Here is a 26,781-nt window from a genome sequence, read left to right on the forward strand (position 1 = left end):
TGAAACTTATTTTATCAGCAATATTATATAAAAAAATCTGCGAATCACAAATAGTAATAGTAATTTATAATTTTAAGTTAAATTAGTGCTTTTAAAAAAAATCATGCTTCAGCTCTGTCATAATCAGTTTTTCATTGTAATTATTAAATATAACTGGTAGAATAAGAATATTAATTTAAAATTAAATAGTTCGGATGATTGTAGCAGGAGAGTATAGATCATTTATACACCGAAGAAGTAAAACTTTCAGGTACCGCATGGTGATGACTGTTGCAGGACGAGCCCTTGGAGAGACTCTATTAGAGCACCGAAGGAGAAAGTTAGTAAGACTAATTAATTTAGTGAACAATAATTAATTTAGTGAAAACTAATGAAACTCTCAGGTAAAAGGACAGGGGAATAATATTGATTTCAAGGGTCGGGTATTATTCTATTCGATTTTTTTTGTGTTTAAAAATATAGGAGGCTAAGAAATGAAGGCTATATTAACTGTAATTGGAAAAGACAAAGTAGGTATTATTGCTAATGTAAGTACGCTATTATTCGAAAAAAATGCTAATATCTTGGATATTAATCAAACTATTATGGATGAATTTTTCACAATGGTAATGCTTGTAGATTTATCTGATATTAATCTTTCTTTAAAAGAACTAAACGACATTCTTACTGAAACCGGTAAAATTTTAAAAGTTTCAATAAGAATACAACATGAGAATGTGTTTAATTCAATGCATCTTGTATAGGGGGTAGACCATGAATATTAATCAAATAATGGAAACAGTAAAAATGTTAGATGATGAAAAGTTAGATATTAGAACAATTACTATGGGAATATCACTACTTGATTGTTGTGATTCAGATGGCAAAAGGGCCAGACAGAAAATCTATGATAAGATTATGAGAACTGCAGGAAACTTAGTAAAGGTAGGAGAAGATTTAGAGCTAGAATACGGAGTTCCAATAATTAATAAAAGAATTTCAGTTACTCCAATTTCTTTGATTGCAGGAGCGTCTCAGGACGAAAACTATGTAGAGTATGCCATAATGCTAGATAAAGTTGCAAAGGAACTCGGAGTAAACTTTATCGGTGGGTTTACTGCCTTAATCCAAAAGGGATATACTACTGGTGATCATAGACTAATATCCTCTATACCGGAAGCTATGAGAGTCACTGAAAGAGTATGTTCATCTGTATGCGTTGCAAGTTCTAAGGTTGGAATCAATATGGATGGGGTTCGCGAAATGGGTCATATTATTAAGGAAACTGCAAGGCTTACTTCCGATAGAGATGGGATTGGTTGCGCAAAGATTGTAGTATTCGCCAATGCCGTAGATGATAATCCTTTTATGGCAGGAGCTTTTCATGGAATAACTGAACCTGAGAGCACTTTAAATGTAGGAATAAGCGGTCCAGGTACTGTGAAAGTTGCCCTTGAAAAAGTAAGAGGCGCTGATTTTGGTGTTGTAGCTGAAGAAATAAAAAAAATTGCTTTTAAGATAACAAGAATGGGTCAATTAGTTGGAATGGAAGCAGCTAAGCGGTTGAATGTACCTTTTGGTATCGTAGATTTATCCTTGGCACCAACACCTGCGGTAGGTGATAGTGTTGCTAGAATCCTAGAAGAAATTGGACTTGAAGTGGTTGGAACTCATGGAACAACTTGTGCATTAGCCATGTTAAATGACGCTGTTAAAAAAGGCGGAGTAATGGCTTCTGGTTCTGTTGGTGGATTAAGTGGTGCATTTATACCTGTAAGCGAAGATGAAGGAATGATTGAAGCCGTAGAAAAAGGTGCTTTAAACATTGAGAAACTTGAAGCTATGACCTGTGTATGTTCAGTAGGATTGGATATGATTGCTATTCCAGGGGATACACCTGCAGAAACAATTTCAGCAATTATTGCGGATGAGTGTGCAATTGGCATGATTAATAATAAAACCACTGCGACTAGACTTATACCTGCACCAGGTAAAAAAGTTGGAGATACAGTAGAATTTGGAGGACTTCTTGGACGTGCACCTGTTATGAAGGTAAGCGAATTCTCAAGTGTAGACTTCATTAACCGCGGTGGAAGGATTCCTGCACCTATTCATAGCTTTAAGAATTAACTTAAATCCAAATCAAAAGAGGGTCCCATTAAGGGACCCTATACATACTTTCGCATGTGTTTTAATGCATTTTTTTCAACTCTGGATACCTGTGCTTGGGATATACCTATTTCATCCGCTACCTCCATTTGAGTTCTTCCATTAAAGAACCTTAAATTTAAGATTAACTTTTCTCTGTCGTTTAGTTTTTTCATCCCCTCTTTAATTGATATATTTTCAAGCCAACTATCATCTAAGTTTTTAGTGTCGCTTATTTGATCCATTACGTAAATTTCATCTCCACCATCATGGTAAATAGGTTGAAATAAAGATACAGGATCTTGGATAGCAGCTAAAGCAAATACCACGTCTTCTCGAGGGATTTCTAACTCTTTTGCTATTTGAGCTACAGTCGGCTCTTTATTGTCTTGATTAACCAATCTATCTCTAACTTGTAATGCTTTATACGCAGTATCCCTTAATGATCTACTAACTCTTATAGAGTTATTATCTCTTAAGTATCTTCTTATTTCACCAATAATCATAGGAACTGCATATGTTGAAAACCTAAGATTTAGACTTAAATCAAAGTTGTCAATGGATTTCATGAGGCCAATACAACCTACTTGAAATAAATCATCCACATTCTCTCCTCGGTTATTAAAGCGTTTTATAACACTTAAAACCAACCTTAAATTTCCTTCAATAAATTTTTCTCTACACTCATATTCGCCATTTTGTATCCTAAATAGTAATTCTTTCTTTTCTTTCTCTTTTAATACAGGCAATTTTGAAGTATTTACTCCACATATTTCTACTTTATTGAACATCATAAGGTCATCATTCCCTTCAGAGTAATTGCATTTAAATTATGTCCTTTTAATTTAGTTCTTATACTAAAGACAACCTTACAAAATTTTTAAAATTTTAATATCAAAATAAAAAATTAAACTAATGAGTGATAAAAGCATCTATGGGTTTTGGATAAAACTATACTTATGGTAAACTAATATAAAGATATTTATATTATAAATATATTTATAATATAACAAAACAAAACTTTATTTAATAATTTATTGTTTTAATACCTTTCAAATGTCAGGAGGAATTAGATGTTAGAATCTGAAAGTAAAATTAAAAATATTCTGTTTGATTTAATTTCAATACAGAGCGATACAGGCACATCACTTGAGCTAGACATAGAAAAATACATTTATGACTGGTTACAAAAATTAGACTATTTTAAGCACAATGTAAATAACTTAGGGTGCTATCCCCTTGTGGATGATTCATTAAAACGGTCTATAGTGTGGGGGCTTATTAAAGGAGAAGGTAAAAAAACTGTAATTCTTCTTACTCATCATGATGCTGTAGATTCTTATGATTATCATATTCTAAAAGATTATGCCTATGATCCGGATTTACTTAGAACAATGCTTAAAAATGTTAATCTAGAAAAAGAAGTTAAAGATGATTTAAATAGTGGAGAATGGATTTTCGCAAGAGGTGCTGCAGATATGAAAGCAGGTATTGCAATTCAAATGTCACTTATTGAGCAGTATTCAAAACAAGAAACCCTTAATGGCAATATTTTGATCATATCGGTTCCAGATGAGGAATCCTTATCACAGGGGATGCGAAATTGCGCAAAACTGTTGGAGACTATCAAAGATATTCATGATTTAAATTATACACTCTTGATTGATTCAGAGCCACACCAAAAATCAGAGACTAATGCAGGATTTTTCCATACGGGCTCTGTTGGAAAATTAATGCCCGTGGTGTATGTAAGGGGTAAAAAAGCGCATATTGGTGATGTTTTCAAGGGATTTAATCCAATCCCGTTATTATCCCAAATTGTAAGTGTAACAGAACTTAATCCAGATTTCTCAGATGATGCAGCAGATGAAGTGTCGCCGCCACCATCCTGGGGCTTTTTTAGAGATGAAAAAAAACGTTATGATGCCTCTATACCTGAATCTTGCGGCGGATATTTTAGTATATTAACACTAAAGCGAACACCAAAGGTAATATTAGACCAATTACTAAAACTTTCTAAAGATGCATTTGAAAGTGTCTTATGCCAAATGAATAGAAACTACAGTATTTATCTAACTAAGAAAAATGAATCCCAACATAAACTACCTTGGGAATCCAATGTTAAAATTTTTGCGCAAATATACAAAGAAGCTATTTCAAATTTTGGGGATGAATTTCTCGAAGACTATCGTTTAACTCTTGATAAATTAGCCATGGATATAAAAAATGACATCATTAGTCTTCCCGAAAGCAATCTAGCCATAATTGGTAAAACATTGGAATATATTGAAGATAAAGCGCCAATTGTAGTAATTGCATTTTCTCCCCCTTATTACCCTCATGTATCTATTGACAATTTTACAGATTTAGATAAAAGTATATGTGATATTGACAACACTATAATTAGAATTGCAGATGAATTGTGCAATGAAATTTACAGTAAGAAAAACTATTTTATGGGCCTTTCTGATATGAGTTATACCTCCCTTTGCGAAAGCCAAAATATAATACCACATGTAAAATCCAATATGCCCCTTTGGGGAACTATGTACGATATCCCCTTTGAAACAATATCACTATTAAACATTCCAAGTATAAATATAGGACCCGGAGGAAAGGATTTGCATAAATTCACAGAACGAGTTTTGGAAAATGATGTAATAAATCAGACTCCAAAATTAATAGCAGGTGTAATAAATCATATATTTAACAAATAAATTATTTCACATTTTTTTTATTTTATTGCATAAAAAGGAACTGCCAAATTCGGTAGTTCCCCACACTTGCTTTCATTAAACTTTCCATTTTCAAATCAACCTGGATGCTATTTCTTTTCTAATCCACATTGTACCAAATACTTCATTACCTCAAATTCACTCATATTAGGATATGTTTCCTTTATTCCCATTCTAACTACCCTAAAATAATTATCGGAAGGGTTTTTATAAGGTCTTTTATTTTTATTGGTAATTGTAACAATTTCTATACCATTGTGCTCTCCTAAGGAAAGGATCTGATTATACCAGTTCTCTTCACTTCCCTCTTGACGTGCAATATCTTCAAATTGTTCTTCAGTAACTAGGTACATTCTACCTATTGATTGTCCCCTACTATTAGTATTTAAAAATGAGACTCCACCATTACCCCAGGAAGCACTTTCATTTCCATAATACATTTTATATGGAATAGTTATTGATCTACTATCCTTTGGAAGTAATTTATTCCTACAACCGCCATAATTCACACCATTAAATTTACAAACTCCACCTTTAATGTAAGATGACAATCTTTCATTAAGCATGTTAGATCCATAGCTTGCATACCAAACATAATCGTTTCTTTTTACTGCTGTCTTAGCCTTATTTTCATTACTAACTTCAACTTCTTTTGAAAGATCCTTATTATACACATAAGTATAAGCTTCTTGAACATCATCATTATTATTAACGTTAACTACGCTAATTAATTTTCTTGCAAATAAATTGCCTTTTACCTCAAATGAATCTAATTTGTTTAATGTCTCTCTATCGATAACATAAATTTCACCTTTAACCTTATCAATTTCGTTATACATTATTTGTGCATTATTTCCAAAATCATATAGTTGAAAACCATCAGCTACAAAATGTCCTGCAAATTTAGCTTCTGATAAGTATTTTCCATTATCACTGTAACCTTTCATAAGAGTTCCATAAGCAAAAATCTTTATTCCTTTATTACCCTCAAATTTATCTATCATAATAGTATACCTCCATAAATTATTATTTTTCAAAGTGTTAGACAAATTATATATCATCAACCAACCTTATACAATACTTTTCAAAAAACACATATTATATAAAAACTAATAAGACTGAACTTGCTATTATTAAACAGGAAAAAGAATTCTAGCAAGTAGAATAACTATGATAAGAGACAAGGAGCTAAATATCGTTGAATTTACAACTATTTGGGTGGAATAATCCACACTATTGTTACACTCAACAGCAATTAAGGAAGTATTCACTGCAGTTGGTACCGCAGATGAAATCATTAAGGCTTGTGCAATTACTCCATGAAATCCGAAAATAATAATTAAGAAGTAAATAAATATTGGTCCACCTACAAGCCTCATGGCAGAAGCTAGATAAATCTCTTTATCCTTAAAGTTAAAAGATGTTTTGGAAAGCTGAACACCAAGCGTCATTAACGCTACTGGAATAAGTCCATCCTTTATATATATTATAGCAGGCCAAATTACTGATTTACTTAAATCATAAGAAGGAATCATTTTAAACATAAAAGCAAGAATTATTACATAGATACCTGGCATACCCAGTACTTTCTTCATAGAATCTTTAAAGTGCATATTTTCATTTCCAGCATTTAAAAAACCTATAGTATTCACTGTGATACTTTGCAAAACAAGTACCATAATTTGCACTGTAACCGCTATGCTTAAATAAGGATTAGTTCCATTAGTAATATAATCTGCACCACTAAAGACAAGTGTAACAAGAGGAAGTCCAATATTTCCAGAATTATAAAACATCAACGAATTTTTGAAAGCGTTTGTTTTAGATTTGTCATATTTCCTTATCTTAGCTATAACTATAGCTGCCAAATAGTTAACCACCATAAACACAGCTGCACATATAAAAACCTTAACCATCTCCAAAGGAATCTCTTTACTGTATATATTATGGAAAATAAAGGCTGGTGTAAAAATATAAAAATTGAGTTTACTTAATGTCATTATATCTAATTTGAATTTTCTACTTAAGAGAAACCCAAGAAAAATCAATATAAAAACGGGGAAAATATTGCGGCTTAAAATCTGAAAAATTATATCCATTTATAACTCCTTTTATATCAATATTAATTGCCATATGAAATTACATTATATTAATATAAAATAATAGCTTCTGCAATGTTAATAATAGCTTGTCTAAATGTCTCACACTAAGTATACCCCATTATTATCAAAAATATATAGTTTTTGGGGAGATTTAAATCTTTGATAATTTTTTTATAGATATTTTACACATAATTAGAAAAAAGGTATATAATGTACTTAGTTAAAGTAAATATGAATCCCCCTTTATGCAGATGTGGCGGAATTGGCAGACGCACTAGAATCAGAGTCTAGCGCTTTACGGCGTGCAGGTTCGATTCCTGTCATCTGCACCAGAAATCAATAAGCTCTAATTATTCATTATTGAATAATTAGAGTTTATTTGTTAATTGTATAAATGATTTTTTTGAATATATCTTACATTATTGATAAAATCTTACCTACAATTAAATTTAAATTTTCGTTATTGTTATATTATTTTGCATATAAAAAACATATAAACTGTTTTACTCTTATGTATAAATATGTTAATATTAATTCATAGATAAATCAAAATTCAAAAGTTAATTCAATATAGTGTATGTAATTTTTGCAAGAAAAACCATATAAATGTATAATAAGGGGGTTATCTAGATTAAACCTAAAAGCAATACCCAAAGAAAAATCCCATTTTTAGATAAAATAGGCTATGGGTCTGGAAACTTCAGCATAGGGATTAATAATCAAGCTATAGCAGCGTATCTAGTTTTCTACTGTACAGTTATTCTTAATCTCCCTGGTAGTCTTGTAGGTTTAGCTGTAAGCCTAAGTATAATTTGGGATGCCATCACTGACCCTTTAATGGGATACTTTTCAGATATGACTAAATCTAAAATTTTCGGTAGGCGACATCAATATATACTTATAGGAGGTATAGGACTAGGAATATCCAATTACCTTTTATGGAATATAAGACCCAACTTATCAAATTATGCAACTTTCTCCATTATATTTATTCTAATTTTAGTTATCAAAACTTTCGGCACAATCTATACAACTCCTTATACTGCGCTTGGCGCTGAACTATCTAATGATTACAATGAAAGAACTAACATTCAAGGTGTTAAAACTGTTTTCTTTCTTCTTGGTCTTGCTTTTGTATCAGTTTTTGGAATGTTTGTTTTTTTTAAACCTACTCCAGAATTCCCTTCTGGTCAACTAAATCCTGGTTCCTATAGTTCTATGGGGATTTTTTCCTCAATTTTAATTATTATTTTTGCCTTTGTTTGCTTTTTTTCAACAAAGAAATATATCCCAATCCTAAATGAACATGTTCAGAAGAAATCAAGTGATACAAATATAAAAACTGCACTGTCAGCCTTTAAGGAAATCCTTCTTAACAAAAGCTTTAGATGTGTAGCTTTTGCACATATGTTTACAAACATAGCTACAGCACTGTTTGCAAATACAGGATTACACGTGTTTACCTATACATTTTTCCTAAGTAGTCAGCAGATCGGCCTTATCATTGGAATACAGCTTCTTGTTTCCATACTTTCTCAGCCTATATGGTCCTTAATATCTGCAAAATTAGATAAAAAGCCTTCAATGATCCTAGGTCTTATACTTTGTTTTATAAGTAGCTTGTTTTTTCTTATACTAGTGCTTATAAAGAACCATGTAATGGGTAATGCATTATATTTCATTCCCTTTGCAATAATTGCAGGCTTTGGTACAGGAGGATTACTTACTTTGCCTTTTTCAATGGTTGCAGATATCATTGATTTAGATGAGCTTAATACTGGAAAAAGAGCTGAGGGAAGCTATTACGGTTGTCTAACATTGTTTTATAAATTCTCTCAATCTATTGCCTTGCTATTTATAGGTTTTATATTAGATTTAGTTAAATTCGATGCCAATCTGCCCCTTCAAGCTGAAAGCACCGTAATTATTCTTGGTTTAATTCTAAGCATAGGCTCAGGTTTAACCTTTATAGCCGCATTTTCAAGCATCTCACGCTATACTCTTAATAGATCCAGCATTGAGAATATTCAAAAAAAGATTGCTAAAAAGGAACTATCAAAGCTTTAAATCTTTGATAGTGTCTTATTATTTTAGTTTCAATGTAGCATTGCATAATTTAAGTGTAACTATACAAAACTCACTATTTTTTTGTTATATTTAATTATTTTGTTGATATTTGTAAAACGATTTATGTTAATAACATCACAATATTGCATAAAAATGACATGATTTATAGTATAATATAAATATAATTCAAATTCTTATAATAGAATTAATTATACGAGGGGTGGATAATTATATGGAGTTAAATGCATTAGAACGTGAGATATTAATTGATATTTATGATGCTGATATGTTGCCAGGAATGAAATTTGAAATTGAAAACTATAAATTAACAGAAATAGACCTAAAAGATCAGAAACAAGAATTTGCTTCTTATTTAGGAAAATTAAAAAGATTAGGTTTTGTAAAATATGAAGAAAAAGAAGCTTTTTTAAAAGATGGAATTCGTAGCACTAAATATAAGAATAATGTAACTATAATTTATGAAGATAAAATACATGTAGATTCTAAAGGGATAAAATTAGTAGAATGGTATAATCACAGTAATTCAGAAACTCAAAAAAATTCATATAAATGTGGCTAAAGATTCCTATAAATAATAGCTTAATATAACAAATGAGCAACCGCTATAACAGTTGTTCATTTATTTTTATCAAATTAACTTATAGATACTTCATCAATGCTTTTCTTGTTGCATTTCCTATAGCAAAAACCTTTCCATTAGCTGCGTATTCGCAACTATTAACCAATTTAATAAAATTTGTAATTATATCCTTGTAATCATGCCCCTTAGAAAGGCTATCTCTAATTCCTCCAGTAGAACGTTATATTAATGAATAAGCTAAAACAATGCTAAAGCCCATCATTAATGCTCCCATAATGCTCATATAAATAACAAATTTAAACCTTTGTTCAGTGCTATCCATGTCATTACTGTTACGCTTTTGGATACTTTCATCAGAAGATGTTCTTACATGTTGATAAGAAATCTTCCTTTTACCCATCGTATCCACAATAAAAATTATACCTGAAGCACAAAGTTCTATTAGCCCAATATAAAATAATACATTTGAAAAGCTTACAACATTTCTATAGTTGCTATTAATTAAGCATATAGCTACTACAATCATTAAACTCACAAGTAATCCTATTCCTATTCTTTTTATATATCCGTTAATTATGATATTTTTTCTTTTTCCCATTTTGAATCCCCCTATTTACTAGTTAATTATAAAATACCACTGTGACTTATCATTTATATATGAACAGCTAAAATTACTATATAATCATACTATATTTCGAAAAGTATATCAGTACTTATTTCAACAAAAAACTATTTTCACCTTCTAAATCCGAAAATTCCGTAAAAAGTTCTAAGAATAGCTCATAAACCTTCTACGTCAGAAACCTTATTCTCACCAAGATTGAAGCCCAAATAAAGTTTATATATTTTATAAAAATATTGGTAATATAAGATAATTTTTATGTTATAATTTCTTTATAAGTAAAGTGGAATTAATTTATAAATAATTCCGTTAATCAGGAGGCTTTATTATGAAAAAGTGGAATATGCAAAAAATAGTTATCACATCAGTATTAACGTTGCTTGTAATTATTGGTGTAGGATTTGGTGGATACAAATATACCAAAATCAAACAGTACAATGGTTTAATTAAAGAAGCAAATAGCTATATGGAAAATAGTGAATACGATAAGGCTATAGATTTATATAAGCAGTCACTAAGCTATAAGAACGATTCCAACATAGAGAATAGTATTAAGCTTGCTCAAAGCTTAACAGAAGAAAATAAAGTCTATGATGAGGGCATAAGATTAATGAATGATAAAAAATATCTAGAGTCAATAGATCAATTTAATAAGATTGGAAAAGACAGTGATAAGTTCTACACCGATGCTCAAAATAAGATTAATGAATGCACTAAAGAATATGTGGCACTAAATATTAGTAAAGCCAATATTTCTTTAGAAGCTAATAACTATGATGAAGCTAACAATTATATAGCCCAGGTATTTAAAGTTGATATCAATAACGAAAATGCTAAAAAGATTAAAGATACTATAGATAAGAAAATTGAGGAAGAAACTGCAGCCCAAAAATTAAAAGAAGAACAGGAAAAAGCGGCTAAAGAAACTCAAGAAAAGGCTGATGCTAGTAATATAACTACTAAATCTGCAGAGGATATAGTTAGAAAGCTTGTACTTAAAGATTCAGATTCAAAAACTATAAGTCAATTTGATCATGAAGAAACCGTGGATGGAGTTAAATATTTTGTTATACATGTTTATGATGTAGTTGTTGATCACACAACAACCAGGGGATGGTACTTTGTGAATCAAAACAATGGGAATGTATTTGATGGAACTTATGGTAACCTTACACCTATGAATTAATAAATCAATAGTATTTTTCGGTAAATGATTCGTATTTCTCTAACATATGATAAATAACCAAAACCAAATATTTAAAAAATGACCTAGCTGTATATAGTATACGCTAAGTCATTTTTTCTTTATGTATATCGTATTTTACCCACCCGTCACATGGGTAGCACCAAAATTTCTATTTAAAAAGTTTCTTTATTACATCAAAAATACTAAAACTTGTACGATTATAGACACGGTTATAGGCGGCTTTTTTAGGATTCGTAAACCAGCCAAACCCACGTGGAGCTTTTACCCCTAAATTATGACGTATTACTCTCTTTACACTAGTTCTACTGCTAATCATTTTCTTTAAGCTGGGTTTTCTCATTCCAAATTTCATTATGTACCTCCTAAAACTATATTTTTTTTAATAAGATTTACATGATTTAACATTAGTATACCACAATTTTCTTTTAAAACAGATATAATATTAAATACATACATAAGTATTAGGATATCTACATTAGCATATCATCAAAGTTATCTCCGCTTAATACTAGTATATCCCCAATTTTAATCATTGTCGCTCCCTTAGGGTGTATTACATTATCTGCACGTTTTATCATTACAACCAAAATCTCCTCTGGTATACTTGCATTCATTATGGTTTTGTTAAGCCATTTACTTTCTGAAGTAATTTCTAATTCAACTAATTTTGTATTTGATTCTTCTTGATAGTCATTGAATGTCTTAAGAACTGCTGACTCATTATCAACAAGCTCTAATTTCTTTGCAATCGGCGCAAGTAAAGTGCCTTGCAGCAAAACTGAGAATAGCGCTATGAAGAATACTATATGAAAAATATCAGATTGTATAACCGCTTCATTAGTTACAGCGAGTATAGCAAAAACAATAGATGACGCTCCTCTAATTCCAACCCATGAAACAAACAATTTATGTTTTAAGGGAATTTTAAAAAAGCTCAGTATTCCGAATATTGAAATAGGTCTAGCCACAAAAATTAAAAACACCGAAATTAGAATTCCTGACAGTAGAACTGGTTGCAGATGAGAAGGGAAAGACAACAGACCCAATATAAAAAAGAGCATTATTTGCATAAGCCATGATATTCCATCTAGAAATTTAACCAAACTCTTCTTATATTGGATTTTACTATTTCCAATTATAATACCTGCAATATATACACTTAGATATCCATTACCACCAATCCACGAACTCAGGGAATATGATAAGATGGCTATTGCCATTACAAACACTGGATATAGTCCTTCTATTTCAAATGCGATATTTTTTAATATCCATGAACTTACTTTTGCTAATGCAACACCAACTAATAATCCAAAGAATATTTGAAATATCAACATTTGCATTGTCGACTGTTCTCCTCCACCTTTTATTAAACTTAAAATTGTTATTGTAAGCATAAAAGCAAAGGGATCATTGCTTCCGCTTTCTATTTCTAGCATTGATGCCAGCCCATCTTTTAAATTTAGTTTTTGGGAACGTAAAATTGAAAAAACTGCTGCTGCATCAGTTGAAGATACTATTGATCCAATAAGTAATCCCTCTAAAACAGATACCTTAAGAACTAAAGTGCAAAACAAACCTGTAATTCCTGCTGTTATAACAACCCCAAAAGTTGACATTAATACAGCTTTACCCACAACTGGCTTTGCTACTTTCCAATTCGTACAAAATCCACCGTAAAAAATTATATATATCAAACCAATCGATCCCAATTGCTCCGCAATACGATAATTTTCAAATGGGATTCCTACAATTCCCTCCGAACCAAATATCATCCCTAATAAAATAAAAATAAGCAATGAGGGCACTCCAAATCTATATAAAACTTTACTTGAAAATATACATATTAATACAACAACTGAGGCTATAATCAAAGGCATTATCATGTGTTAATCACTTCCTTTCTATATTTCATAATTGGTTTTACTTAAATATTTTTATTTGACCCTAAAGATAAACATTCATTTAAAATATTTAATCCCTCCACAATTCTATTTTTTTTATATTCTTCTATTTCATTTAATGTTGGAATAATACTTTCAGATAATGTTTTTGTCACTTCTTTCATTATTTTTTCACCATATTCCGTCATTTTAATGTTTACGTAGCGTTCATCTTTTAAATTTCTAACACGCTCTATAAATCCACTCTTTTCCATACGTTTACATAATGGAGATAAATTGCTCTTTCCCATATAAAGATGATTACATAAATCTGTAATATTTTGTTCTCCATTTTTATGAAGTTCTAATAATACACTAGCTTGTACAGATGTTAAGCCATATGGTTCGTAAAAATCACGCATAATTACATTAATCTTTCCATTAACAGATTTTAATACTTCAATGAGTTTTTCTTGAAATTGTACATCAATCATAATTATCTCCTTAATTATATATATTTCATATATTAACTGTTCACATATGAATTATACCATATTATGTTGCATATGTAAATTGTTTTTAAAACGAAAAAATCTCCTTATCCTAAGATAAGAAGATAAAAGTTACTATGGAATGTGCTTTTATAATAAGCTCTTTACAAGATTATCAATTATAACATCTTCATTTTTTTTACTCTTCACAATATCACTAACTGATTTAAATCCCAAACGATCTTTTATATTACTACCCATAGATGTTACAACTAGATGTATCTTATCTAATGAAGTTGTTTTTAAAAAAGTTCTAATAGCGGGTGATGCCCCACCAGCCCACAACGGAGTTACTACAATAAATTCGTCAGTATTGCTTAAATCACCATTAATTTTTATATCTACGCTCTTATTTTTCGAAGAATAGTATCCAGCTTTTATATATCCTAAAATACCCTTCCAATTCATATTATCTGTGATTTCTATAACCTCACAGGAAAGTTTATTTGCTATTTTTTCACCTATCCTCTTGCTGCTACCATTTCTTGTAAAATAAACAACTTTATAATTCACAATATCATCTCCCATACTTTTATAGGTATAATAAGCTTATACATATCCAAATATAGTATAATCTATATTATCACAAAATCATATAAAATTTATTTAAGTTACAATATAAACTAAACATGCCACTTGCCACGTGGGTGGCACCATGTATTTATTTTACAGCATTGTTTATTCCTACAGCAAAATCATAAACTCTTTTTATAATATCTTCCTGCGTTCCACCTTCGGCCACCAATTTTATTATTGCACTTCCCACAATAATAGCATCGCAATATGGGACATAAGCCTTTGCCATTTCGGCACTAGAGATACCAAAACCAAGAGCCCTCGGCATATTAGTGTAGCTTTTAATTAACTCCATATATTCCTTAATATCTGTAGTAATATTTTGCCTTGTGCCTGTTACTCCATTCACGGAAACACAATATACAAAACCTTTTCCCAGATTAGTTATCGCACTAATTCTAGCTTTGGAGGTTGGTGCCACCATTGGGATTATGCAAATATCGTACTTATCAGCAATTTCTATTACTTCAGATCTCTCTTCTAATGGAAGATCGGGAATGATTAAACCATCAACACCCACCTTCTGGCACTGCTCTAAAAATCTTTCAGGTCCATATTTGAATATTGAATTATAATAAAGTAAATATACTAGTGGAATTTGTGTTTTTTCTCTTATTTCACTTACTTTGTCCATTATTGAACTTATTTTAGTACCACCTGCTAAGGCTCTTGTGGAGGAAGCTTGTATCACGGGACCATCCGCCATAGGATCTGAATAAGGAATTCCGATTTCTATTATATCCGCCCCAGCTTTTTCAAGCGCTAACGTTAATTCTAAAGTGGTACATAAATCCGGGTCTCCTGCAGTTATAAACGGTATAAACGCTTTTTTATTTATATCCCTAAGATAATTAAATTTGCGGACTATTCTATTCATAATTTCACCCCCATTAATTGTGCAACAGTATTTATATCCTTGTCGCCTCGTCCTGAAAGATTAATAATTATTATTTTATCTTTTGGTAGCGTTGGAGCGAGTTTCATAACATAAGCAACAGCATGAGCACTCTCAATGGCAGGGATTATCCCTTCTAATTTTGAAAGCTCCATGAAGGCATTTATAGATTCATCATCTGTGGCCGAGACATATTGCGCCCTGTTAATGTCATGTAAATGTGCATGTTCCGGTCCTACCCCAGGGTAATCTAGCCCTGCTGATATTGAATATACAGGCATTATTTGACCATCAGCATCTTGAAGCACATAAGTCTTCATTCCGTGAATTATACCTATATCCCCTTTAGATATCGTTGCAGCATGCTGTTCGGTATTAAGCCCTTTTCCTGCGGCCTCAACTCCAATAAGTTTTACATCACTATCATCAAGGAAAGGATAAAATATACCCATAGCATTACTTCCACCACCAATACAAGCTACAATATAATCTGGTAATCTATTTTCTTTGCACAATATTTGCCTTCTTGCTTCATCTCCAATAACCCGTTGAAAATCTCTTACCATAGTTGGATATGGATGCAATCCTACTGTAGACCCTATAACATAAAAAGTATCATAAACATTTGCAACCCAATTTTTCATAGCTTCATTAACTGCATCTTTTAAAGTGCCGGTACCTGTGGTAACTGAAGTAACCTTAGCTCCAAGTATTTTCATTTTAAAAACATTTAAAGACTGCCTTTGTATATCTTCCTCACCCATAAATACCTCACAGTGGAGACCAAACATAGCAGCTACTGTGGCTGTAGCAACTCCATGTTGACCTGCTCCGGTTTCCGCTATTATTCTTTTCTTTCCCATTCTTATGGCTAGTAGTATTTGACCTAGGGCATTGTTAATTTTATGAGCTCCTGTATGGTTTAAATCCTCTCTTTTTAAATATATTTTTGCTCCGCCTAATTTTTTTGTAAGATGCTCTGCATAATATAGTGGGGTCTCCCTTCCTGAGTAGTCCTTTAGGTAATATCTATATTTCTCCATAAACTCAGGGTCTGAAATCGCCTTTTCATATTCCTCTTCAAGCTCTATAACTGCACTCATAACTGTTTCTGGAGCGTATTGTCCTCCGAATTTTCCGAATTTATCTTTCATGTAATTCCCTCACCTTCCTAATAAATTTTTTAATTTTTTCATAATCTTTAAATCCATGTGTCTCTACCCCACTGGATACATCCACCCCGTAAGGTGTAAGCTGTATTATTCCCTGAGCTACATTTTCACTAGTTAATCCACCAGCTAGCATTACTTGTGACCCTTTAACCTTTTGTTGTACAAGTTCCCATTTAAAGATTTCCCCAGAACCTGAAATACTATTATCCAAAAGAAATCTCTCACATTTGTAATTTCTAACTTCTGATATACTCTTAGAACTAATAATTTTAATAGCTTTCCAAATTTCAAAACCCTCAAACTTATTAATATATGCCTGAGTTTCATGCCCATGAAACTGAAGTACCTCAAGCTTTAACTTTTCTGCAATCTCTATGACTTTTAATGGGTCCTCATCTACAAAAACTCCTACTTTTTTTATGTCTGCACTTAATTTTTGTATTAAACAAAGTGCTTCCTCCATACTCACTCTTCTTTTGCTTTTAGCAAAGACAAAGCCTGCATATTCTACCTGGAGCTCATTTAAATATTCTATATCTTGAGGCCTTCTAATTCCACAAATCTTAATTTTAGTCATGGCATACCCCTTGATATGTGCCTACACTGTCTGGATTTTTCATAAAAGCTTCTCCAATAAGCACAGCATCAGCTCCAATTGACCTTAAATACACAAGATCATCAATAGAATTTATGCCACTTTCAGATACCACAATTTTGTCTTTTGGTATATACTTCATTAATTTTTCTGTAGTATGAATATCAACATTAAAATCGTTTAAATTTCTATTGTTTATTCCGATTATTTTACAATCGCATTCTAGAGAAAGCTCTACTTCAGCTCTATCATGTACCTCTACCAAGCAATGAAGCCCAAGGGACGTTGCAAGTTCATAATAAGACTTTAGTTTATCCTTAAGTATTGCAGCAATTAACAAAATAGCATCTGAATAAAGTTCAATAGATTGATATATTTGATATTTATCTACAATAAAATCTTTCCTTAATATAGGCCTAGACGAATTTTCTCTAACTGTTTTTATATAACCATTATTTCCCAAGAAATATTTTTTTTCTGTTAAAACTGAAATAGCATCTACTTTATATTTTTCATAGTTTAGTGCTGTCCTTACGGGGTCAAAATTCTTATCAATAATTCCCTTTGACGGCGAAGCCTTTTTTACCTCAGCTATAATGGATAATCCATCTGACCTAAATGCTGATTCAAAATCTCTCATTTCCCTAGATTCTAAATTCATTAGACTTTGCACAGGTCTTTGGATTTTTTCTCTTTCAATTTGAATTGTTTTATCTTGAACTATTTTGTCTAATATATTCATGATAATCTTAGTTCCTGAAGTTTGCGATAGGCCTTTCCTGAATCAAGTAATTCCACAGCTAAGGTAACTCCCTGTTTTAAGCTTTCACATTTTTTCCCTACATATAATGCTGCAGCTGCATTTATTACTACAATGTCTCTTTTAGGACCTTTTTCGCCATTTAAAATATTTAGTATTATATTTGCATTTTCCTTTATACTTCCACCAAGTATATCCTTAACTGCCGCTCTTTTAACACCAAATTCTTCTGGATATATATTATAATTTGTTACAATACCATCCTTTAATTCACTGACAAATGTTAATCCCGTAGTAGTTATTTCATCTAATCCATCTACTCCATGTACTACAAGTGCTCTCTCCACCCCAAGCTTTTCTAAAACCATTGCCAACGGATTTGTTAGCTCTTTACTAAAAACCCCAAGGATTTGACCTTTTACAAAAGCTGGATTTGTTAGTGGTCCTAAAATATTAAAAATAGTTCTAGTGCCTAACTCTCTTCTTACCACTGCAGCATTTTTCATAGCCAAATGATAACTTTGAGCAAACAGAAAAGCCATACCCTTCTCCTTGATTAATTTTACTGCAGCGCTTGGTTCTACATTTATATCAATTCCAAGTTCAGTTAAAACATCAGCGCTTCCGCTTTGACTAGAAACCGCCCTATTGCCGTGTTTAGCCACTTTAACTCCACCACTTGCTGCTATTATTGCGCAGGCACTGGATATATTAAAAGTCTTCCCACCGTCTCCACCAGTTCCACAAGTATCAATAGTATATTCGCTGTTTAAAGTTAAGCGCTTTGCATTATCTCTCATAGCTCTTGCACAACCTGTTATTTCCTCTATAGTCTCCCCCTTCATTCTTAAACCTACAAGAAAACCTCCTATTTGAGCATGCGTAACCTCACTTTTCATTATTGCATTCATAAAAATATAAGCTTCTTCTTCTGTTAGGTTATCATTAGCTATAATTTTATTAATTATCACTTTTAACATTACAAACCACCTCCACAAAGTTTTTAATTATTATTTTCCCTTCCTCCGTAAATATGGATTCCGGGTGAAATTGAAGTCCATATATCTGGAATTCTTTATGCTCAACTCCCATTATTAAACCATCCTGCGTTTCTGCAGTTATCTTTAATATTTCTGGAAGTGTACATCTTTCAACAATTAATGAGTGATACCTCATCACTTTTAAATTGTCCTTTAAGTCTTTAAATAAGCCATCGAAGTTATGTTTAATAATAGAAGTTTTCCCATGCTTTATCTCCGGTGCACTTATAACTTTTCCACCATAGGCCTTACCTATAGCTTGATGTCCTAAACATATTCCCATAATTGGTATTACACCTTCAAAAGCCTTTATAACTTCAATGCACAGACCAGCATTTTCTGGTCTTCCTGGTCCTGGTGAAATAATAATTCCTTCTAATGGCAGCTTTCTTAGTCCATCAATTGTAAATTCATCATTTCTTAAAACTTTTACGTTTTTGTATATTTCCCCTACATATTGGTACAGGTTATAGGTAAAAGAATCGTAATTATCAATTATTAAAATCATTACAATACCTCCGTTAAAGCCATAGTTTTATTTAGTGTTTCAGCATATTCATTCTCAGGTATTGAGTCATGAACAATTCCTGCTCCAGCTTGAACATAAGCAAAATCATCTTTGAATACTATGGTTCTTATGGCTATACAAGTATCCATATCACCGTCATGAGAAAAATAACCAATAGCTCCTGAATATATACCCCGACGTACATTCTCAAGTTCATCAATAATCTCCATAGCCCTTATCTTTGGCGCTCCGGAAACTGTTCCTACAGGTAAACAAGATGAAAGTGCATTAAAGCAATTTAGTCCACTCTTTAAAGTTCCTGACACCTTTGAACATATGTGCATTACATGAGAAAAGAGTTCTACCTCCATAAATTTATCAAGCTTTACAGAACCAAGTTCACTAATCCTTCCTATATCATTTCTACCTAAATCCACTAACATTAAATGTTCCGCTCTTTCCTTCTCATCCTTTAACAATTCCTCTGCTAGTTTTTGGTCTTCTTTTGAATTGTTTCCTCTTGGCCTTGTGCCAGCAATAGGATTTGTTATTACCTTGTCTTTTTTAACTTTAACTAGACTTTCTGGGGAAGCTCCGGCAATCCTATAGTCTTCAAAATCTATATAAAACATATAGGGTGATGGATTACTTCGCCTAAGCTCTCTGTATACTTCAAATGGATCTACATCATTTTTAATTTTAAGCCTTTGAGATAACACCACTTGGAACACATCCCCAGAAGCGATATACTCCTTTGCCTTATTAACAATATTACAAAAATTTTCTTTTTCATAATTAGAAATAATCTGTTTGTTTTGCGATGTCTTAATTAATTTATGACTGGGATGCTCTTCGTTTATTACCCTTTTCATTTCATTTAATTTAACTAAAACAGTATCATAATCCTCATCCTCTTCAGGGAACACATTGTGAACTAATATTAAGGCGTTTTTAAAATGATCAAAACAAATGAACTCATTATAGAAAAGCAAGGAGGCCTCCGGTAAATTAAGTTCATCCGGGTTATTGTCAGGTAATTTCTCATATTGTCTAATCACGTCATAACCAATGTACCCTATTGCCCCTCCACTAAAAGGCAGATCTAAATCTAACTTTTCATGATTTTTAAGTAAATGGTCTTTCGCATAATCCAGTATCTTACCTTTTTCTTTCCTCACTTTCCCATCTTTTGTGATAGTTACATTTTTACCTTGACTGCTGATCCTCATATAAGGGTTGCTTCCCATAAAAGAATACCTTCCCTCATCGCTGGCATTTGAAGCACTTTCTAATAAAAACTTATATTCTCCACACAATTTATAAAAAATATTTACAGGTGTGAGTTCATCCCCATTCATTTTAATGAACATTGGAAAAATTGCGTCTAAATTTTTTTTACTGCTAAATTCACTTTCATTTAGATTGACCACTATAATTACCCCCTCTATATTTTTTTTCAACACAAAAAACACCTCATCCCAGTAATGGGGCGAAGTGACCGCGGTGCCACCCATATTAGCTATTGTGCTACAAAAAAACAAAAACACTCCATCCTACTAAAGGACGAAATGTAAAATTTCGTTGTACCACCTAAATAACTATCTTTATCAGGTACAGATTGCTCGATACCCTGTCTATATAACGGTAGACTCTCCGGTTAATGCTACTACTACTTCGCATCACATCTCACAGAACCATTCAATAACGGCTACAGTACCTAGCTTTCACCACCCTAGATTCGCTTAAACTAAATTCCATTATTTACTCTTTCTGCTCATTGATATTGCTATTATGATACATCTTTAATTAATACTTGTCAATAAGTATTTTTATTATTATAAAAATTTTGAATTTTTAAAAAATAGACCTTTGGTGTTAATATTGTTGAAATTTGTTGAACATTTATTGTTAATATCACTACAATACTACAAATTAAACACTGTGTTTGTAGTATAATAACAAATATGGAAATTAATTATTCATGATAGGAATAAATACAGATTTTAAGTAATATATATATATTGTCAAGCTTTTTGCGTAGCTTGTCTTAAAATTATAAACGGAATCATGATCATTAATATTGTAGTGAGAGGGGATTATATGGAATTGAATACATTAGAACGTGAGATGCTAATTGACATTTATGATGCTGATAATTTGCCAGGGATGTCATTTGAAATGGAAGAATACAAATTAACAGAAGAAGATGAAAAACAGAAAAAACAAGAATTTGCTTTCCACCTAGGGAAACTAAAAAAATCAGGTTTTATAAAATATAAAGAGGATGAAGCCTTTTCAAAAAGTGGACTTCGTAACACTAAATATAATAATAATGTAACTATTATATATGAAGAAAAAATACACATAGATTCTAAAGGAGAAAAACTTGTAGAGCTTTATAATTACAATACTGCAGAGAATCAAAAAGAAATATTTAGATGCAGTTAAAAAAGTTTAAAAAGAATAATAAAAGTAGCACTAATACTCACAGGTATTAGTGCTTGCTTTTTTTATTTTAGGTCACTAATAAAATTCGGAAGATCAAAACAAGATTTAGCAATTTCTTTTGTTAAATAACGAGTTTCTTGTGGCAATCTATTTACGTCCATATTGATAGGGTCATAAACATCAGATGCCATTGTAAAACTCCATAATCCTCCTGGATAAGTTGGAACAAATGCTATATATGTCCTTACAAATTTAAAGTTATTCTTCAATATCTTTCTTGTATTCTCAATTATATTACGATGAAGCATTGGAGATTCACTTTGACATACCATTACTCCGTCAGAATTTAATGATTTCTTTACGTTTTTATAAAATTCTTCACCAAACAAATCCTTAGCTGGGCCCTCTGGATCTGGAGAATCAACCATAATTACATCATACTTAATATCAGTAGTCTTTACATATTCAACACCATCTCCAAATTTAAAATTGATTCTTTTATCAAAATCGGAAACTCCAGTTATTTCAGGAAGATATTTTATGCATTCTTTTGTTACCAATTCGTCAAGCTCAACCATATCAATTGTCTCAAGTTCTTTATATTTTGATAATTCTCTTACTGCTCCACAGTCCCCTCCACCAATTACCAAGACATTTCGTGGATTTTTATGAGTAAGTACCGGGATATGAGTAATCATTTCATTATATATAAAACCATCTGCAGATGTCGTCTGCATTACACCATCAAGCACAAGACATGGACCAAATGCAGCAGTATCAATCAAAGCTACCTCTTGATAAGGGGATTTTGAATATGAAAAACATTTATTAATTTTATAAGTTATTTTTAGATCCTTTTTCTCAACTTCAACTTCCTCAAACCATAGTTCATTATCTATTTCTTTAAAATACTTTGGTAATTCATTCGTTTTCATAATAATTCCTCCAATATATATCTAGTGCTCTCGCTTGTATAAATTATATCATACATATTTTAAAATTCAACTTGAATAAGTTCCGTTTACTTTAATTATATATTGATTTTGAGCAAACAAAAAATCAGGACAATTAAAATTGCCCTGTAGATTGATTGTTTTTCTAGGATACTATTTTAAATTTATTAAAAGTTCTCCGGCCTTTACCTGTTGTCCTTCTTTTACATTAATTGACTCAACCACACCTGATATAGAGGAACTTACTCGTGTTTCCATTTTCATAGCCTCCACTGTCATTAATGGCTGATTTTCAGTTACTGTATCGCCTTCTTCTACAAGAATGGCTAAAACAACTCCAGGTATTGGTGCCCCAATCTCTAGTGGATTTTCTGAATCTGCCATTTCCGTGGCCTTGAATTCTTTCAAATTATTATTAAGTCTATCTTTTATTTTTATTTCCCTTCTATACCCATCCACCTCAAAAGCAACAACTTTGTTGCCTTCTACATCTAATTTACCGATTTTTAGAAGCTTTATCATATAAGCTTTTCCATCAGCAACTTCAGCTTCACAGGTTTCACCCTCATTTAGACCATGGAAATACACATCACTTCCGATTCTACTCAAATCCCCAAACTCCTTAGTGTATTTTAAATAGCCGTCAAATACCTCAGGATATAATGAATAGCTTAATAAATCTTTTTTATCAGGGGTAATATTAAATTTCTCTGTTAAGTGTTTCTCTATCACACTAAAATCCTCATCTGGGAGTAGTTCACCAGGTCTACATGTAATTGGAATCTCTCCCTTTAAAACTAAATTCTGTAGCTTTTCTGGGAAGCCACCCATTGGCTGACCCATCATTCCTTTAAAATATGCTACAACGGAATCTGGGAAAGATATATTATTTGCTTTCTGGTATATATTTTCCGGTGTAAGATCATTTTGAACCATAAATATTGCTAAATCTCCAACCATCTTAGAGGATGGTGTTACTTTTACAATATCCCCTACCATACCATTTACCACTTTGTACATTTCTTTAATTTCGCTAAATTTATGTGAAAGTCCAAAACTTTCTACCTGAGGTTTCAAATTAGAGTATTGACCTCCTGGAATTTCATAACGATATATTTCAGCGGAACCAGATTTAAGTCCCGATTCAAATTGATAATAAACTGGCCTTACTGCATCCCAATAGTCTGAAATTTCCTGAATTCCTTTGAGATCTATACCAGTATCCCTATCAGTATTCTTAAGTGCTGCAACAACTGAATTTAAAGCTGGTTGACTTGTAAGTCCTGACATACTATTAAAAGCAGTATCGACAATGTCAACACCTGCTTCCGTCGCCATCAAAACTGTAGCAACTCCATTACCTGTAGTATCATGAGTATGAAGGTGAATAGGTATCCCTACTTCTTTCTTTAGTGCATCAATAAGCTTAAATGCAGCATGTGGTTTAAGTAATGCAGACATATCTTTTATTCCTAAAATATGCGCTCCTGTCTTTTCAATTTCCTTTGCTAGCTTAATATAATAATCTAAATTATATTTATCTTTTTTATTATTTAAGATATCACCTGTGTAACAAATACAAGCTTCTGCAATCTTACCACTTTTAAGAACTTCATCTATTGATATTTCCATTCCTTTTAGCCAATTTAAAGAATCAAAAATTCTAAAAACATCAATACCTGTATCTGCAGACTCTTTAATAAATTCACGAATTATATTATCCGGATAATTTTTATAGCCTACTGCATTTGCACCACGTAGTAGCATCTGAAAAAGCACATTAGGAACTCTGGATCGTAGTTCTATTAGCCTTTCCCATGGGGATTCATTTAAAAAACGGTATGCTACATCAAAAGTAGCCCCACCCCACATCTCAAGAGAAAATAAATCTGCTCCATAAAGAGATGTAGCTTTTGCTATCTTTAACATATCTTTTGTTCTCATTCTAGTTGCCATTAAGGATTGATGAGCATCTCTCATGGTAGTATCTGTTAGCAATAATTTATTTTGGTCTTTAACCCATTTTAAGAGACCTTCTGTTCCTTGCATATCTAAAATCTGTTTTGTTCCACTCAATTTTTCCGGCATTATAATTTTAGGAACAAGTGGCACATCATAAAGCTTTTTAATGCCATTAGTTTCATTCACTACTTTTTCTCCAATGAATTTCAGCACTCTACTTTCTTCATCCGCCTTAGGTGCAATGGATATTAACTCAGTATTTTCTTCAATAAAATCTGTATTACATTCCCCCTTTAAAAAAGTAGGATGATTCAATACATTAATTAGAAAACCTATATTAGTCTTTACTCCTGTAATTTTAGTTTCTTCAATAGCTCTTATGGACTTCTTTATAGTATCCTTAAAGGTCCTAGACCATGAAATATTTTTTACAAGAAGACTATCATAGTAAGGGCTAATTACCGCTCCCGCAAACCCATTACCACCATCTAGCCTTATTCCAAAGCCAGAACCTGTTCTATATTCTTCTATTTTTCCAGTATCTGGTGCAAAATTATTAGAAGGATCCTCTGTTGTTATGCGGCACTGAATAGAATAACCGCGAACTTTAACATCTTCCTGAGAGTTAATCCCTATTTCAGAGGAATTTAGTGCGTAACCTTCTGCTATAAGTATTTGGTTTTGTACTATATCAATACCTGTTACCATTTCTGTAATGGTATGTTCAACTTGAATTCTAGGGTTCATTTCTATAAAATAATGGTTTCCATTGGTATCAACTAAGAACTCCAAGGTTCCAGCACTTATATAATTTACTGATTTAGCTATTTTTAAGGCATCATTACAGATCTCATTTCTTTTTTTCTCCGATATTGAAAAGGCAGGAGTATACTCTACAACCTTCTGATGCCTTCTTTGAATAGAACAATCCCTTTCATGTAAATGAACGATATTGCCATATTTATCTCCAAGAACCTGTACTTCTATATGTTTAGACTTTTCAAGATATTTCTCTATAAAAAGCTGATCTATACCAAATGCTTTTTTTGCCTCACTTCTAGCACTTCTATAAGAGGAAGCAAGTTCTTCTTCATTTCTTACAATTCTCATACCCCGTCCACCGCCACCAGCAACTGCCTTTAGCATAATCGGATATCCACATTTAATTGCCAGTTTCTTTGCGTCCTCTATTGTTTCAATATTTTTTTCATCACCGGGTATAGTAGGAACTCCTACTGCTTTTGCCACAATCTTAGATTTAATTTTATCTCCTAGTTTATCCATCATTTCCGCTGTAGGTCCTATAAATTCAATACCCGCACTTGTACATTTCTTTGCAAATTCTGGGTTCTCAGATAAGAATCCATACCCAGGGTGAATGGCATCTACCCCTTTTTTAAGTGCAATACTGATTATTTCTTCAATGTTTAGATAAGCATCAACAGGACTTCTGTTTTCTCCAATTAAATAAGCTTCATCTGCCTTAGTTTTAAATAGCGAATATTTGTCCTCATTAGAATAAATTGCCACCGTACGAATTCCTAGCTCATGACAGGCCCTAAAAATTCTTATAGCAATTTCACCTCTATTCGCTACTAGTACTCTTTTAAATTTTTTCATTTTAATACCCCCTGTGTTAACCTTTAACTCACTTTATTATTCATTATCATTATTTAATAGGATACAGTATTTTTAGTGAAAATGCAATTTATTTTTTTCAAACAATCATATTTTTATAAAAATAGTAAAAGATAGCTTAAAGAATAATTATTAGAACTTTAGCAGAAAATAAATAAATAAATAAATAAATAAATAATACATAGTTTTAATAACTACGTATGTCAAGCATTTTTGAAAATGTCCCAAATCATGTGAAACATTAGCACCAACTAATTGTTGGTGCTTTGCTTTTGTAAAAGTATGATTTTGGGTAAGCTTAACAGACCTACCGCGTGCTTTACTTTTTTAAAAAAGAAA

Annotated in this window: 24 protein-coding genes, 1 tRNA gene, 1 riboswitch and 1 other annotated feature; of the genes, 8 read left to right on the plus strand and 17 right to left on the minus strand. The window is 31.8% G+C overall.

Translation table 11 applies throughout. The annotated features are described in order from the left end of the window. The first annotated feature begins 275 nt into the window (after positions 1–275). Positions 276–405: riboswitch (glycine riboswitch) on the plus strand. 68 nt (positions 406–473) lie between these two features. After that, positions 474–743, plus strand: a complete 270-nt coding sequence (locus JJD95_RS13030; protein ID WP_291643460.1) for an ACT domain-containing protein — start codon at positions 474–476, stop codon at positions 741–743. Between the two features lie 10 nt (positions 744–753). Beyond that, complete coding sequence (locus JJD95_RS13035) at positions 754–2,109, plus strand: PFL family protein (RefSeq protein WP_291643461.1); 1,356 nt, start codon at positions 754–756, stop codon at positions 2,107–2,109. A 38-nt stretch (positions 2,110–2,147) separates the two neighbouring features. Here JJD95_RS13035 and sigG read toward each other — a convergent pair whose 3' ends face one another. Then, positions 2,148–2,921: an RNA polymerase sporulation sigma factor SigG gene (gene sigG / locus JJD95_RS13040; protein WP_291643462.1), complete on the minus strand. Its 774-nt coding sequence runs from the start codon at positions 2,919–2,921 to the stop codon at positions 2,148–2,150. 279 nt (positions 2,922–3,200) lie between these two features. Here sigG and JJD95_RS13045 point away from each other — a divergent pair, with 279 nt between their 5' ends. Continuing rightward, positions 3,201–4,844 (plus strand): M20/M25/M40 family metallo-hydrolase, encoded by a 1,644-nt coding sequence (locus JJD95_RS13045; RefSeq protein ID WP_291643463.1) that lies wholly within the window; start codon positions 3,201–3,203, stop codon positions 4,842–4,844. A 107-nt stretch (positions 4,845–4,951) separates the two neighbouring features. Here JJD95_RS13045 and JJD95_RS13050 read toward each other — a convergent pair whose 3' ends face one another. Together JJD95_RS13050 and JJD95_RS13055 are read right to left on the minus strand one after the other, a co-directional pair. Continuing rightward, positions 4,952–5,866 (minus strand): gamma-glutamylcyclotransferase, encoded by a 915-nt coding sequence (locus JJD95_RS13050; RefSeq protein ID WP_291643464.1) that lies wholly within the window; start codon positions 5,864–5,866, stop codon positions 4,952–4,954. 129 nt (positions 5,867–5,995) lie between these two features. Beyond that, positions 5,996–6,961, minus strand: a complete 966-nt coding sequence (locus JJD95_RS13055) for an AEC family transporter (RefSeq protein WP_291643465.1) — start codon at positions 6,959–6,961, stop codon at positions 5,996–5,998. A 250-nt stretch (positions 6,962–7,211) separates the two neighbouring features. Here JJD95_RS13055 and JJD95_RS13060 point away from each other — a divergent pair. The 3 genes from JJD95_RS13060 (at position 7,212) to JJD95_RS13070 (ending at position 9,611) form a co-directional block, all read left to right on the plus strand. Beyond that, positions 7,212–7,296: transfer RNA gene (locus JJD95_RS13060), tRNA-Leu, on the plus strand. 346 nt (positions 7,297–7,642) lie between these two features. Continuing rightward, positions 7,643–9,031, plus strand: coding sequence for an MFS transporter (locus JJD95_RS13065; protein ID WP_291643482.1), 1,389 nt, complete (start codon positions 7,643–7,645; stop codon positions 9,029–9,031). A gap of 232 nt (positions 9,032–9,263) precedes the next feature. After that, entirely contained in the window at positions 9,264–9,611 is a 348-nt protein-coding gene (locus tag JJD95_RS13070) for a hypothetical protein (protein ID WP_291643466.1), read from the plus strand. Positions 9,612–9,852: 241 nt separating this feature from the next. Here the strand turns inward: JJD95_RS13070 and JJD95_RS13075 are convergent, their stop codons facing one another. Further along, on the minus strand, positions 9,853–10,230 hold the full coding sequence (locus tag JJD95_RS13075; RefSeq protein ID WP_291643467.1) for a hypothetical protein: 378 nt from the start codon (positions 10,228–10,230) through the stop codon (positions 9,853–9,855). Positions 10,231–10,582: 352 nt separating this feature from the next. Here JJD95_RS13075 and JJD95_RS13080 point away from each other — a divergent pair, with 352 nt between their 5' ends. Next, a complete protein-coding gene (locus JJD95_RS13080) occupies positions 10,583–11,440 on the plus strand; it encodes a hypothetical protein (protein WP_291643468.1) in 858 nt (285 codons plus the stop codon). A gap of 169 nt (positions 11,441–11,609) precedes the next feature. Here the strand turns inward: JJD95_RS13080 and JJD95_RS13085 are convergent, their stop codons facing one another. The 11 genes from JJD95_RS13085 to trpE form a co-directional block, all read right to left on the minus strand. Next, entirely contained in the window at positions 11,610–11,813 is a 204-nt protein-coding gene (locus JJD95_RS13085) for a hypothetical protein (RefSeq protein WP_291643469.1), read from the minus strand. A 118-nt stretch (positions 11,814–11,931) separates the two neighbouring features. Then, a complete protein-coding gene (locus tag JJD95_RS13090; protein WP_291643470.1) occupies positions 11,932–13,347 on the minus strand; it encodes a potassium/proton antiporter in 1,416 nt (471 codons plus the stop codon). A gap of 41 nt (positions 13,348–13,388) precedes the next feature. Beyond that, positions 13,389–13,838 (minus strand): MarR family winged helix-turn-helix transcriptional regulator, encoded by a 450-nt coding sequence (locus JJD95_RS13095; RefSeq protein ID WP_291643471.1) that lies wholly within the window; start codon positions 13,836–13,838, stop codon positions 13,389–13,391. A 147-nt stretch (positions 13,839–13,985) separates the two neighbouring features. Then, a complete protein-coding gene (locus tag JJD95_RS13100) occupies positions 13,986–14,408 on the minus strand; it encodes a hypothetical protein (RefSeq protein WP_291643472.1) in 423 nt (140 codons plus the stop codon). Positions 14,409–14,556: 148 nt separating this feature from the next. Next, positions 14,557–15,348, minus strand: coding sequence for a tryptophan synthase subunit alpha (trpA, locus tag JJD95_RS13105; RefSeq protein ID WP_291643473.1), 792 nt, complete (start codon positions 15,346–15,348; stop codon positions 14,557–14,559). Continuing rightward, the gene (gene trpB / locus JJD95_RS13110) at positions 15,345–16,520 is read right to left on the minus strand and encodes a tryptophan synthase subunit beta (RefSeq protein WP_291643474.1); all 1,176 of its coding nucleotides are present in this window, start codon (positions 16,518–16,520) and stop codon (positions 15,345–15,347) included. The genes trpA and trpB overlap by 4 nt, the downstream gene beginning before the upstream one ends. After that, entirely contained in the window at positions 16,510–17,115 is a 606-nt protein-coding gene (locus JJD95_RS13115; protein WP_291643475.1) for a phosphoribosylanthranilate isomerase, read from the minus strand. The genes trpB and JJD95_RS13115 overlap by 11 nt, the downstream gene beginning before the upstream one ends. Continuing rightward, on the minus strand, positions 17,108–17,875 hold the full coding sequence (trpC, locus tag JJD95_RS13120) for an indole-3-glycerol phosphate synthase TrpC (RefSeq protein ID WP_291643476.1): 768 nt from the start codon (positions 17,873–17,875) through the stop codon (positions 17,108–17,110). The genes JJD95_RS13115 and trpC overlap by 8 nt, the downstream gene beginning before the upstream one ends. Then, positions 17,872–18,873: an anthranilate phosphoribosyltransferase gene (gene trpD / locus JJD95_RS13125; protein WP_291643477.1), complete on the minus strand. Its 1,002-nt coding sequence runs from the start codon at positions 18,871–18,873 to the stop codon at positions 17,872–17,874. The genes trpC and trpD overlap by 4 nt, the downstream gene beginning before the upstream one ends. Beyond that, entirely contained in the window at positions 18,854–19,441 is a 588-nt protein-coding gene (locus tag JJD95_RS13130) for an aminodeoxychorismate/anthranilate synthase component II (RefSeq protein ID WP_291643478.1), read from the minus strand. Before JJD95_RS13130 ends, trpD begins: the two co-directional genes overlap by 20 nt. Beyond that, complete coding sequence (gene trpE, locus JJD95_RS13135; protein WP_291643483.1) at positions 19,441–20,871, minus strand: anthranilate synthase component I; 1,431 nt, start codon at positions 20,869–20,871, stop codon at positions 19,441–19,443. The genes JJD95_RS13130 and trpE overlap by 1 nt, the downstream gene beginning before the upstream one ends. Positions 20,872–20,923: 52 nt before the next feature. After that, positions 20,924–21,228, minus strand: a binding site (T-box leader). Positions 21,229–21,541: 313 nt separating this feature from the next. Here trpE and JJD95_RS13140 point away from each other — a divergent pair. After that, a complete protein-coding gene (locus tag JJD95_RS13140) occupies positions 21,542–21,889 on the plus strand; it encodes a hypothetical protein (RefSeq protein WP_291643479.1) in 348 nt (115 codons plus the stop codon). Between the two features lie 62 nt (positions 21,890–21,951). Here JJD95_RS13140 and speE read toward each other — a convergent pair whose 3' ends face one another. Together speE and JJD95_RS13150 are read right to left on the minus strand one after the other, a co-directional pair. Then, positions 21,952–22,824 (minus strand): polyamine aminopropyltransferase, encoded by an 873-nt coding sequence (gene speE, locus JJD95_RS13145; protein ID WP_291643480.1) that lies wholly within the window; start codon positions 22,822–22,824, stop codon positions 21,952–21,954. Between the two features lie 171 nt (positions 22,825–22,995). Beyond that, positions 22,996–26,424, minus strand: a complete 3,429-nt coding sequence (locus JJD95_RS13150; RefSeq protein WP_291643481.1) for a pyruvate carboxylase — start codon at positions 26,422–26,424, stop codon at positions 22,996–22,998. Positions 26,425–26,781: the final 357 nt, after the last annotated feature.

This window comes from Clostridium sp. (assembly GCF_016650035.1).
Taxonomy (GTDB): domain Bacteria; phylum Bacillota; class Clostridia; order Clostridiales; family Clostridiaceae; genus Clostridium_AD.

What these genes read in the sequence shown, in the direction of transcription:
- trpD (WP_291643477.1), bottom strand. Translation starts at nt 18,873, where the DNA reads ATGTTAAAAGTGATAATTAATAAAATTATAGCTAATGATAACCTAACA.
- trpC (WP_291643476.1), bottom strand. Translation starts at nt 17,875, where the DNA reads ATGAATATATTAGACAAAATAGTTCAAGATAAAACAATTCAAATTGAA.
- JJD95_RS13030 (WP_291643460.1), top strand. Translation starts at nt 474, where the DNA reads ATGAAGGCTATATTAACTGTAATTGGAAAAGACAAAGTAGGTATTATT.
- JJD95_RS13090 (WP_291643470.1), bottom strand. Translation starts at nt 13,347, where the DNA reads ATGATAATGCCTTTGATTATAGCCTCAGTTGTTGTATTAATATGTATA.
- JJD95_RS13095 (WP_291643471.1), bottom strand. Translation starts at nt 13,838, where the DNA reads ATGATTGATGTACAATTTCAAGAAAAACTCATTGAAGTATTAAAATCT.
- JJD95_RS13075 (WP_291643467.1), bottom strand. Translation starts at nt 10,230, where the DNA reads ATGGGAAAAAGAAAAAATATCATAATTAACGGATATATAAAAAGAATA.
- JJD95_RS13140 (WP_291643479.1), top strand. Translation starts at nt 21,542, where the DNA reads ATGGAATTGAATACATTAGAACGTGAGATGCTAATTGACATTTATGAT.
- JJD95_RS13055 (WP_291643465.1), bottom strand. Translation starts at nt 6,961, where the DNA reads ATGGATATAATTTTTCAGATTTTAAGCCGCAATATTTTCCCCGTTTTT.
- JJD95_RS13080 (WP_291643468.1), top strand. Translation starts at nt 10,583, where the DNA reads ATGAAAAAGTGGAATATGCAAAAAATAGTTATCACATCAGTATTAACG.
- trpA (WP_291643473.1), bottom strand. Translation starts at nt 15,348, where the DNA reads ATGAATAGAATAGTCCGCAAATTTAATTATCTTAGGGATATAAATAAA.
- sigG (WP_291643462.1), bottom strand. Translation starts at nt 2,921, where the DNA reads ATGATGTTCAATAAAGTAGAAATATGTGGAGTAAATACTTCAAAATTG.
- JJD95_RS13050 (WP_291643464.1), bottom strand. Translation starts at nt 5,866, where the DNA reads ATGATAGATAAATTTGAGGGTAATAAAGGAATAAAGATTTTTGCTTAT.
- JJD95_RS13150 (WP_291643481.1), bottom strand. Translation starts at nt 26,424, where the DNA reads ATGAAAAAATTTAAAAGAGTACTAGTAGCGAATAGAGGTGAAATTGCT.
- JJD95_RS13130 (WP_291643478.1), bottom strand. Translation starts at nt 19,441, where the DNA reads ATGATTTTAATAATTGATAATTACGATTCTTTTACCTATAACCTGTAC.
- trpB (WP_291643474.1), bottom strand. Translation starts at nt 16,520, where the DNA reads ATGAAAGATAAATTCGGAAAATTCGGAGGACAATACGCTCCAGAAACA.
- JJD95_RS13035 (WP_291643461.1), top strand. Translation starts at nt 754, where the DNA reads ATGAATATTAATCAAATAATGGAAACAGTAAAAATGTTAGATGATGAA.
- JJD95_RS13085 (WP_291643469.1), bottom strand. Translation starts at nt 11,813, where the DNA reads ATGAAATTTGGAATGAGAAAACCCAGCTTAAAGAAAATGATTAGCAGT.
- JJD95_RS13045 (WP_291643463.1), top strand. Translation starts at nt 3,201, where the DNA reads ATGTTAGAATCTGAAAGTAAAATTAAAAATATTCTGTTTGATTTAATT.
- JJD95_RS13070 (WP_291643466.1), top strand. Translation starts at nt 9,264, where the DNA reads ATGGAGTTAAATGCATTAGAACGTGAGATATTAATTGATATTTATGAT.
- JJD95_RS13115 (WP_291643475.1), bottom strand. Translation starts at nt 17,115, where the DNA reads ATGACTAAAATTAAGATTTGTGGAATTAGAAGGCCTCAAGATATAGAA.
- speE (WP_291643480.1), bottom strand. Translation starts at nt 22,824, where the DNA reads ATGAAAACGAATGAATTACCAAAGTATTTTAAAGAAATAGATAATGAA.